Here is a 9,446-nt window from a genome sequence, read left to right as displayed (position 1 = left end):
GTGCAGTGGACACGTAATTCTCCCGAGGCGCAAAGCGTCCCGCGTTCAATCCCCCGCCGACGATTTGGTTTCATCCGGCGTGCAGCCCATCGCGCCTGTCCGGCGTTGCCCATCCCGGAAGGGCCGAGGAGGTCCGTGAAAGGCAGGCACGACATGGCAGACGATGCGCGCGGCGATCGGGACCGCATCCTGGATTTCTGGTTTCGCGAACTCACCCCGCAGGATTGGTTCGCCGCGGGAACGCGGCTCGACCCTGTCGTGCGTGACCGTTTCGGGGCGCTTCACGCCCAGGCCCTGCGCGGCGAGCTGGACCATTGGGCCGAGGCGCCGCTGGGCCGCCTGGCGCTGATCATCGTGCTCGACCAGTTCTCCCGCCATATTCACCGCGACACCGCCCAGGCCTTCGCCGCAGATCCTCGGGCACAGGAACTCGCGATGACCGGCATTGCCGCGCGGATGGACGAGAATCTGAGCTTCGCGCAGCGCCAGTTCTTCTACATGCCGCTGATGCATGCCGAAGACCCTGCCATCCAGGCCATGAGCGTGGAACGCTTCCAGTCGCTGCGTGATTTCGCCGAGGAACTATTGGGCTATGCCACGGGCCATGCCGAAGAGATCGAGCGCTTCGGCCGCTTCCCCGGCCGCAACGCAGCGCTTTCGCGCAGATCCAGCCCCGCTGAAGCCGAGCATATCGACAAACTCCGGGACAGCCTCCGGGCCTGACGTCAGTTCCTCAACATGCTCCAGTCTTCGTCATCGCCGCCCTTGTCGCGCAGGACATCCAGCGCGGTCTGGACGTGGATCGCCGCCAGATCCTGTCCGCAACTATCGAGGCGGCCCACGGCCTCCTGGAGCAATGCGGCGATGCTGCGCAGTTCGAGAACGAGCTGCTCCTGATTGGTGAGTGGCATACGAAACCGTCGCTCCCCCTGGTCCCTGATGCAAGGCTAAGCGACGAAAGGCCGCGATCCAAGTAGAATCGCGAGGAATTGTATTAAGCAATCAGACGATGCGCGCCGCCCGCTGGAGGTAATCGTGCATCAGCGTTGCTCCCTTTTCGGTGAGCGCGACAGGCGCATTGGAGAGGTCGTCCTGCCCAAGGCGTTCCACGAGGCCCTCCATTTCGAGAATCTGTTCCCAGCGAAGTGCGGTCTTGGGCGATACGCCCCGCGCGTGACCGGCGCGGCAGACGGATTCGCCGATGAACAGATCGAGAAGCATGTCCCATGCCGGATCGCCGAAGAAATCCACGCCGAACATGTCGTTGCGCAGGTTCCGGCAACTGCGAATGTATCGCGCCATGGCAATCAGCTCCGCAGCATCGGAATCCGGGGCCGATGGATCGTCCAGCTTTCGGCCGCCATCCTTGTCGAGGGAGAATCGATCCGGCCCTTCCGCCCTTGCAGCGAATCCGCGTCCTTCCGCCCCATCATCCCCAAGTTTACTGCCCATCGATCCCGCTCTTCGATTCCATTCAGCGCCCTTACCGCACTTGCGAATGAAGGAAGCCTGTCACGCTGACAACGCCGCAGCAGCGATCGATGCCATGACTTCACAAAGTTAATCCAGATTAAAATCGCGATGTCAGGAACTCTCGGACGAAGGCTGCCGGTATCGGCTCGGCGGAACGCCCAGCACCCGTTTGAACATGGTGGCGAAATTGCCCGGAGCATCATAGCCGAGGTCGAGCGCGATGGCGGTCACCGATTCGCCCGCCGCCAGGCGCGGCAGCGCCACCGAAAGACACGCCTGCTGCCGCCATTCGGAGAAACTCATGCCGGTTTCGCGCCTGAACAGCCGCGTGAAGCGGCGGCGATTCATGGCCAGGTCACCGGACCAATCGTCGATCGTCTCGCCGACGCGCGGGTTCTCCAGAAAGCGGTGGCACCGTTTCGCAAGCGCCGGAAGGCGCGGAAAAGGTACGAGAATGGGGATGACCGGCGCCCGGCAGATCTCGGCGACGAGCAGGTCCATCACCAGCCCGTCACGCCCCCGTTCGTCGTATTCGGCGGGGACTTCCGCCGCTTCCACCAGCAACTGGCGCAAGAGCGGCGAGACGGCGACCACGCGGCAGCGTTCCGCCAGAGCGGCGCTTGCCGAAGAGGCCACCAGCACGCTGCGCGTCTGCACCGCCCCTACCATGCGCACCGAATGCGGGGTGCCGGCCGGGATCCATACCGCGCGCTCGGCCGGAGCGACCCAGGCGCCGAACGGCGTGCTGACCGCGACCACGCCTCGCGCCGCATAGAGGAACTGGCCGCGCCGATGGCTATGTTCGGCCAGCTCGAAGGAAGATGGATAGTCGTTGCCGATGCCCACCACGGGGCGCGGAACGTTCTCGTAGTCGTCGGGATGGCGTTGCGGCATGAACTGTCCCACTCGCAGGATTGATTGACCCATATATCGAAGCGGGACGCATCCAAAGCGAATAGGGCAGCCCGACAAGCAAGGAAGCGCAAAGGAGGCGCAGCATCATGTTGGCAGGCAGGCCCAGCCCGACACCGCAGACGACACGGCAGGGGACGATCGACGGAACCGCGTTCGGCGTCATCGTCGCGATCAGTTTCTGCCATCTTCTCAACGACATGATGCAGTCGCTTCTACCGGCGATCTATCCGGCGCTGAAGACCGACCTGGGGCTGAGCTTCGGGCAGATCGGCCTGGTCACGCTGGCCTACCAGATCACCGCCTCGATTCTCCAGCCGCTGGTCGGGCTCTATGCGGACAAGCGGCCCACGCCGCTCGCCCTGCCGGGCGGCACGCTGTTCTCGCTCGCCGGATTAACCGTGCTTTCGGCCGCGCACAGCTATGGGCTGGTGCTGGTCGGCGCCGCCCTGCTGGGCGTGGGTTCCTCGGTATTCCATCCCGAATCCTCGCGCGTGGCGCGCATGGCAGCGGGGGGACGCCACGGCCTTGCGCAATCGCTGTTCCAGGTGGGCGGCAACGCCGGGCAGGCTCTGGGTCCGCTGGCCGCCGCGCTGGTGGTGGTGCGCTGGGGACAGTCCAGCCTCGCGTTCTTCGCCCTGCTGGCGCTGCTTTCGGGCGCCGTGCTGTGGAACGTGGCGGCCTGGTATCGCAGCCATGGCCTCGAACGCCTTGCCGCCGGCCGCAAGGCGACGCTTGCCGCCGAGTTGCCGAAGGGCCAGGCGGCACGCGGCATCGCCATCCTGCTGGCGCTGATCTTCTCGAAGTACGTCTATCTCGCCAGCCTGACGAGCTACTTCACCTTCTACCTCATCCACCGCTTCGGCGTCTCGGTGCAGAACGCGCAGTTCCACCTCTTCGCCTTCCTGGCGGCGGTGGCGGTGGGCACCGTGCTGGGCGGACCGCTGGGCGACCGGATCGGGCGCAAGTACGTGATCTGGTTCTCGATCCTCGGCGCGCTGCCCTTTACCCTGCTGCTGCCGCATGCCGGCCTGTTCTGGACCGGCCCGCTGACGGTGGCGATCGGCCTGATCCTGGCCTCCGCCTTCCCGGCGATCGTGGTGTTCGCCCAGGAGCTGGTGCCGGGCAAGGTAGGCATGATCTCCGGACTGTTCTTCGGCTTCTCGTTCGGCATGGGCGGCCTCGGCGCCGCCGCGCTGGGATGGCTGGCCGACCACACGAGCATCGAGACGGTCTATCAGGTCTGCGCCTTCCTGCCGGCGATCGGGCTGCTGACCGCCTTCCTCCCGCGCGTCGGCGGGAAATAAGGCCACGCCGCGTGCCGCCCCTCTAACGGCGGCGCGCGGCGGTAACGAGTGCGTAAGTCGTCACCCCGGTAAGCGCCAGCGCGATCGCGAACCCGCCGATCGCTCCCCATTTCGCCCCCTCAGGCCCCGCCACGAATCCCCCGAGCGCAAGCCCGGCTAGAGGGAGCACGATCAAGGCAAGACAGCCGATGGCGAACAAGCGTCTTCTCCGTACACGCGAAACAGGGCTGGGGGCGTTTCCAAACGGACTCCTATAGCCTCGTGCGGAACTAACAATGACCCCTGTCGGAAATGAAATGGCCTAAGTTCTTGTTAGACGGCGGGTTAGGCGCGCCCGTCTTTTGCAAGAAGTCGCGATGAAACAATAGTTTCTTTCCAGACGCTCCCGCCCGAAGTACCCTCGCTGAACAGTTGGACAGGAGTACCGGGGCAAGGAACAGGCGTTCGCAGGCGATTTTGGCCGGACGACACCGGCCACGTTCTGCCCGCAACTGTTCCCAAGAACCTCCGGACCCGTTCAAAAAAATAAGAATACGATCACGGGAGGAGAGAATGAGCATGAAGGCACGGAAGCTGAAACGCGCCAGGATCCGGCGTGTCCTGCATCGCACCCTGATAAGCGAGACCCTGCTGGGAGGCGCCCTGCTGGGAAGCATCTTCACGGCGATGCCCGCCCTGGCCCAAAGCGAATCGCGCAGCAGCCCAACCATTAATCCCGGCGACATCATCGTCACCGCCCGCCGCACCGAGGAACGGCTTCAGGACGTGCCGATCTCGATGACCGTCTACGACAGCGCGACGATCGAGAAGCGCAACATCGTCGTCGCCTCCGACCTTGCGACCTATACGCCCTCGCTCTCGGTAAACACGCGATACGGCGCGGAAAAGGCCAGCTTCTCTCTGCGTGGCTTCAACCAGGACGCCTCCACCGCCCCGACCGTGGGCGTCTACTTCGCCGATGTGGTGGGCGTGCGCGCGCAAGGCGGCACGACCTCGGGCAACAGCGTGGGCGCGGGCACTTTCACCGACCTCCAGAACGTGCAGGTGCTCAAGGGACCGCAGGGCACGCTGTTCGGCCGGAACACCACCGGCGGCGCGATCCTGCTGGTGCCGACCCGGCCCACGGACGTGCTGGAAGGCAATATCGAAGGCACCATCGGCAATTACGACCAGCGCCGCCTCCAGGCCGCGCTCAACGTGCCGCTGGCGGAAACCTTCAAGGTCCGCCTCGCCGTCGACCGCAACAAGCGCGACGGTTACATGAAGAACCGCTCCGGCATCGGCCCGGACGCTTACAACAACACCGACTATGTCTATGCCCGCCTCAGCATCCTGGCGGAGCTGACGCCGGACCTCGAAAACTACACGATCTTCCACTACAGCCGTTCCGACACCAACGGCTACGCCAACCGCTACGAGAACTGCGATCGCGCCCCGGCCAGTCCGCTGACGGGCGGCCCCTTCACGCGATACTTCACGGCCACGTCCGCCTGCGCCCAGCTGGACCGGCAAGCCGCCCGCGGCGACGGCAAGCTGGACGTCGAGGTCAGCAATCCCGATCCGCGCTTCCTCCTGGAAACCTGGCAGGTCATCAACACCACCACCTGGCTGGCCAGCGATACCCTGACGGTCAAGAACATCGCCAGCTACGGCGAATTCCGCGAGGATTCGGCGTTCAACCTCTACAGCGACAACTTCACCATCGCCGACACGCCGGTAACGCGCACGTTCCAGTCGCTGGGCTACGTCACCATCGGCGCGCCCTTCGATTACGTGGCGCTGGACATCCAGCCGAACTACCACGCGGCGGCGGAATCCACCGTGACCGAGGAACTCCAGCTTCAGGGCCGGTCCTCCAACGGCAAGTTCAACTACGTGATCGGCGGCTATCTGGAATTCAGCCGTCCGATCGGATGGAACCAGCAACGCACCGGAATCTACGGCAACTGCCCGGATGCGGGGAACCTGGGTTGCACCGGCGTGCTGCCGCTTGGCCTGCCTGCCACCACCCTGGGCGTTGCCCTGGTATCCGAATCGCGCACCCGCTTCGATTTCGACAACCACGGCGTCTTCGCGCAGGGCACCTACAACTTCACTGACCAGTTCGCGCTGACCGGCGGCTTCCGCTACACCTTCGACAAGATCGTGGGCGATTCCGAAAGCAACCGCTGGAATCTGGTGACGATACCGGGCGTGGGCACGATCCCCGGCGGGCGCGTCTGCAACGATGTGCTCAACCATCCCAACGTCAACCTGCTGGCCAACGGCGGCGACACCACGGCCTGCCGTACCCGCATCTCCAACAAGTCCAACCGGCCGACATGGCTTATCGACGTGGACTTCAAGCCCACGCCCGACATGCTGTTCTATGCCAAGTATGCGCGCGGCTATCGCCAGGGCGGCGTCAACTTCACCAATCCCGGACTTGAGACCTGGAAGCCGGAAAAGGTGGACGCCTACGAGATCGGCGCCAAGCTCACCCTGCGCGGCTCCGTACCGGGCTATTTCAACGTCGCGGGCTTCTACAACGACTTCAGCAACCAGCAGGTCTTCGGCGCGCTGATCGCCAAGCAGGGCAGCGGTCTTGTGGGCGGCGCGGCGATCATCAATGCCGGCAAGTCCAAGATCCAGGGCGTGGAAGTGGATACCGGCGTGACCCTGTTCGAGCGGTTGCGGCTCTCGGCGGGCTACACTTATCTCGACACCGAGATCAAGGAACTGGCAGCCCCGGCCCTCAGCCCCGACAGCCCCTTCGAGCAGATCATTCCGCGCGGCGAACCGGGCGACCCGCTCAGCTATTCGCCCAAGAACCGCCTGACCGTCTCGGCCGATATCGACGTGCCGCTCGGCGAAAAGACCGGCGCGCTCTCGTTCGGCGGAAACTACACCTATACGTCGAGCCAGGCCGTGGACGGCTATTTCTACACGGCGGCCACGGCAGCCAATCCGGAACGGGTGACGATCCCGGCCACCAACCTGTTCAACCTCAACGCTGCCTGGACCGATATCATGGGCTCTGGCATCGACCTCTCGGCTTTTGCCATCAACATCACGAACAAGCATTACAAGACCGCATCCGGTGGCGGTTTCGAAAGCTCGGGCGTGCTCGATTTCGCCTATGGCCCGCCGCGCATGTACGGGTTGCGGCTGAAGGTGAACTTCGGGAGCTGAAGCAGGGAGCAGCACGGGAGGGCGTACATGGTGGGCTGGCGCCGGATGGAAATCCGCGCCACAAGCGCACCATGTCGCGCTCCCGGCCCAAAGTGTTCTTCGACGGCGGCTGCCGCCCCAATCCCGGCCCGATCGAGGCGGCCGCCGTCATCCGGGGCGAAACCCATCTTTTCGACGATCTCGGCCACGGCGGCAACGGCGATGCCGAATGGCTCGCCCTGATCCGCGCGCTCGAACTGGCCACCGCGCTGGGATTGCGGGACATCGAACTCATCGGAGACGCCCTTCCGGTCGTGCGCCGGGCCAATGCCGCGCTGGAACGCGGCACCCCGCGCGACGGCCACGAAGCCACCTTCCTGGCCCTCGCCGCCACATCCCCTCCGGGCCGCATCCGCTGGATCAAGCGAGAGCAGAATCTCGCCGGGATCGCCCTCGCCCGCCGCCACCCGCGCTGATCGCGTCCAGACGATCGGCCGCTGGCCTGATTCACGCACAAAAAAAAGGCCGGTCCGAAGACCAGCCCTTGAAAAGTTTTTGGGAGAGGATGCCTGAAAGGCCCGTCCCATGTGGTCGATAATGGCGCTTCGGGCAAATGAGGAAAAGCGACTGGTGGTTGCATGTTATGCAACAATGACCAGTTTTATCGCTAAGTCATGCCGTCGGTTTGGTCAATGAGTACGCTCCACATGCATGACTCGCAATCGCGAAACATCCCGGCCACTGAGGCACGCGCGGAAAGCGAGATCAGTTATATGTGTATGATATAAAACGTTTTTACCTGAAACTCAGGAGGCCGAGCAGTCGAGATCCAGCAGGTGTGAACCGCCGCAATTCAGCCCGCGAAGCGGCGAGGCGGCGCTTTACCGAAGCACAAACCGCAACGACGCACCAAGGCGGGTCATCGCGGCGGCGCTGCGTCAGAAATGTGCCAGATAGCCGCCATCCACCCCGATCACTTGCCCGGTGACATAGCTCGCCGCATCCGAAGCGAGGAATACCACCGGCCCCGCCACTTCCTCGGGCTGCCCCCAGCGCTCCAGCGACGTACGCCGCGCCAGATGCTCGGCCACGGCGGGATCCGCAACCATCGCGGCATTGGCCTCGGTCGCGAAGTAGCCCGGCGCGATGGCGTTGACGGTGATCCCGCGTGGGCCGAGTTCCGCCGCCAGCGCCCGCGTCATCGCATCCAGCCCGCCCTTCGCCATCGTATAGGCCGCGTCTCCCGAACGCGCGATCTGGCCGGCGATGGAAGTGACGTTGATGATGCGTCCCCCCGCCCCCATGCCCGGCGCCAGCATGCGGGCAAGATCGAACGGGGCGACGAGGTTGGTCTCCAGCATGCGGCGCAGGGCCTCGCGATCGAGCGCCGCCATGGGGCGACGATCGCGCAGGCCCGCATTGTTGACCAGGATGTCCACGCTACCAAGCCGCGCCAGCGCCTCCCGCGCCGCTTCGCCGTCAGCAAGGTCGAATGCGGCCGTTTCCGCCATCCCGCCAGCCGCTGCGATCTCGCTGGATAGACCGTCCAGCTGCTCCGCCCGCCTGCCGTGCAACACGACTCGCGCGCCTGCCCGCGCCAGCGCCAATGCGATCTCCCGCCCGAGCCCGCCGGCGGCTCCGGTGACCAGTGCCGTCCTCTCGGCAAGCGCCTGACCGGAAAAAGCAGGGGCCTGAGGCATCGAGCGGCGAGAAGCGGAAGAAGCTGTCATCCGGCTTTCGTTACAGCCCGTGGCTTGGCGGGGCCAGCCTTGTCCGCCGTCCGCAAGTGCAAGAATCCACGTCGCTGCCAAGGGGGCGGGAAGAGCGAATTGCGTCTGAGATTCCCGATCACGACTAGCCAAATCGATTGCGGAGCCCATCTTCGCAGCTGCCGCGCGGGTTTCCCGAGCTTCATATCACTCTGTAAAATATGGCCTTTATCCAGATTCGCCAGACTACCCAAAATCCCTGCCATGGGCGGCGATAGAAAACCTTGCGTTGACCCTCGTTTCTCAACCAAATAACTAGACAAGCACCCCGCACGAAACGGATGGCCAGGCCGAACGTGCAATCCAGGGATTTTCCGGCCCGCGGCTTTTGATCGGGAAGCAGCTTGCTCCGCGTTACCAACGGCTAAAGCGCGCGATGCTCAGGCGACAGCGCCAGCATCGTGTTCCCCTCACGCCAACGATGAGGTGATACGATGCCGACCATGACCCGGCGCGCCTGACGCGCCGCCCAACGCAGGACTTCTGACGCCAGCCGACCAACGGCGGCCGTCCGGTCCCTTGCACCTTCCAGGCAGACTCCACGCACCAGACCGGAACCGGGTGTTCCGCGAAGGGAAAGGCATGTCCGAGGCGGATCTTTCCGGGCCCTGACCGCAGGCTCCGGCCCCCTTCTCGCGCCCAGAAGGCCGTCTGCCGTCCTGACATACGCCCACCACACCGAAGAATCACGCCCGACGAAAAGATCGGCGCGCCTGCCTCTGACCTGAGGCACCAAACAGGGATCGATTGAGATGTTTCGCAGTTTCGTCACCGCCACCAGTCCGCTTGCGCTTACGGTTTCGCTCCTAACCGCCGCCCCCGCGCTGGCAGCCGA

At 64.6% G+C, this 9,446-nt stretch carries 9 protein-coding genes; 4 read left to right on the top strand and 5 right to left on the bottom strand.

Annotation, left to right across the window (positions count from 1 at the left end; all coding sequences use genetic code 11):
• Positions 1-153 precede the first annotated feature (153 nt).
• Complete coding sequence (locus ACI3K3_RS24775; RefSeq protein ID WP_404918638.1) at positions 154-723, top strand: DUF924 family protein; 570 nt, start codon at positions 154-156, stop codon at positions 721-723.
• 2 nt (positions 724-725) lie between these two features.
• On the opposite strand, the gene ACI3K3_RS24770 is transcribed toward ACI3K3_RS24775, so the two are convergent.
• The 3 genes from ACI3K3_RS24770 to ACI3K3_RS24760 form a co-directional block, all read right to left on the bottom strand.
• Positions 726-911, bottom strand: coding sequence for a hypothetical protein (locus ACI3K3_RS24770; RefSeq protein WP_404918636.1), 186 nt, complete (start codon positions 909-911; stop codon positions 726-728).
• A 91-nt stretch (positions 912-1,002) separates the two neighbouring features.
• Positions 1,003-1,452 carry a hypothetical protein gene (locus tag ACI3K3_RS24765; RefSeq protein ID WP_404918634.1) on the bottom strand — a complete coding sequence of 150 codons (450 nt, stop codon included), beginning with the start codon at positions 1,450-1,452 and terminating at the stop codon, positions 1,003-1,005.
• Between the two features lie 132 nt (positions 1,453-1,584).
• Positions 1,585-2,367, bottom strand: coding sequence for an AraC family transcriptional regulator (locus ACI3K3_RS24760; RefSeq protein WP_404918632.1), 783 nt, complete (start codon positions 2,365-2,367; stop codon positions 1,585-1,587).
• 107 nt (positions 2,368-2,474) lie between these two features.
• Here ACI3K3_RS24760 and ACI3K3_RS24755 point away from each other — a divergent pair, with 107 nt between their 5' ends.
• On the top strand, positions 2,475-3,692 hold the full coding sequence (locus tag ACI3K3_RS24755; RefSeq protein WP_404918630.1) for an MFS transporter: 1,218 nt from the start codon (positions 2,475-2,477) through the stop codon (positions 3,690-3,692).
• Between the two features lie 22 nt (positions 3,693-3,714).
• Here the strand turns inward: ACI3K3_RS24755 and ACI3K3_RS24750 are convergent, their stop codons facing one another.
• On the bottom strand, positions 3,715-3,891 hold the full coding sequence (locus ACI3K3_RS24750; protein ID WP_404918628.1) for a hypothetical protein: 177 nt from the start codon (positions 3,889-3,891) through the stop codon (positions 3,715-3,717).
• A gap of 359 nt (positions 3,892-4,250) precedes the next feature.
• On the opposite strand from ACI3K3_RS24750, the gene ACI3K3_RS24745 reads away from it, so the two are divergent.
• Entirely contained in the window at positions 4,251-6,863 is a 2,613-nt protein-coding gene (locus ACI3K3_RS24745) for a TonB-dependent receptor (RefSeq protein ID WP_404918626.1), read from the top strand.
• Positions 6,864-6,934: 71 nt separating this feature from the next.
• Positions 6,935-7,318 (top strand): ribonuclease HI, encoded by a 384-nt coding sequence (locus ACI3K3_RS24740; protein ID WP_404918624.1) that lies wholly within the window; start codon positions 6,935-6,937, stop codon positions 7,316-7,318.
• Between the two features lie 462 nt (positions 7,319-7,780).
• Here the strand turns inward: ACI3K3_RS24740 and ACI3K3_RS24735 are convergent, their stop codons facing one another.
• A complete protein-coding gene (locus tag ACI3K3_RS24735) occupies positions 7,781-8,542 on the bottom strand; it encodes an SDR family oxidoreductase (RefSeq protein WP_404918640.1) in 762 nt (253 codons plus the stop codon).
• Between the last annotated feature and the right edge of the window lie 904 nt (positions 8,543-9,446).

The organism is Novosphingobium sp. ZW T3_23 (assembly GCF_044987305.1).
Classification (GTDB): Bacteria; Pseudomonadota; Alphaproteobacteria; order Sphingomonadales; family Sphingomonadaceae; genus Novosphingobium.
The sequence above is the reverse complement of the archived record's forward strand: the minus strand, read 5'-3'. Positions and strand labels throughout refer to the sequence as shown.

What these genes read in the sequence shown, in the direction of transcription:
- ACI3K3_RS24775 (WP_404918638.1), top strand. Translation starts at nt 154, where the DNA reads ATGGCAGACGATGCGCGCGGCGATCGGGACCGCATCCTGGATTTCTGG.
- ACI3K3_RS24770 (WP_404918636.1), bottom strand. Translation starts at nt 911, where the DNA reads ATGCCACTCACCAATCAGGAGCAGCTCGTTCTCGAACTGCGCAGCATC.
- ACI3K3_RS24765 (WP_404918634.1), bottom strand. Translation starts at nt 1,452, where the DNA reads ATGGGCAGTAAACTTGGGGATGATGGGGCGGAAGGACGCGGATTCGCT.
- ACI3K3_RS24760 (WP_404918632.1), bottom strand. Translation starts at nt 2,367, where the DNA reads ATGCCGCAACGCCATCCCGACGACTACGAGAACGTTCCGCGCCCCGTG.
- ACI3K3_RS24755 (WP_404918630.1), top strand. Translation starts at nt 2,475, where the DNA reads ATGTTGGCAGGCAGGCCCAGCCCGACACCGCAGACGACACGGCAGGGG.
- ACI3K3_RS24745 (WP_404918626.1), top strand. Translation starts at nt 4,251, where the DNA reads ATGAAGGCACGGAAGCTGAAACGCGCCAGGATCCGGCGTGTCCTGCAT.
- ACI3K3_RS24740 (WP_404918624.1), top strand. Translation starts at nt 6,935, where the DNA reads ATGTCGCGCTCCCGGCCCAAAGTGTTCTTCGACGGCGGCTGCCGCCCC.
- ACI3K3_RS24735 (WP_404918640.1), bottom strand. Translation starts at nt 8,542, where the DNA reads ATGCCTCAGGCCCCTGCTTTTTCCGGTCAGGCGCTTGCCGAGAGGACG.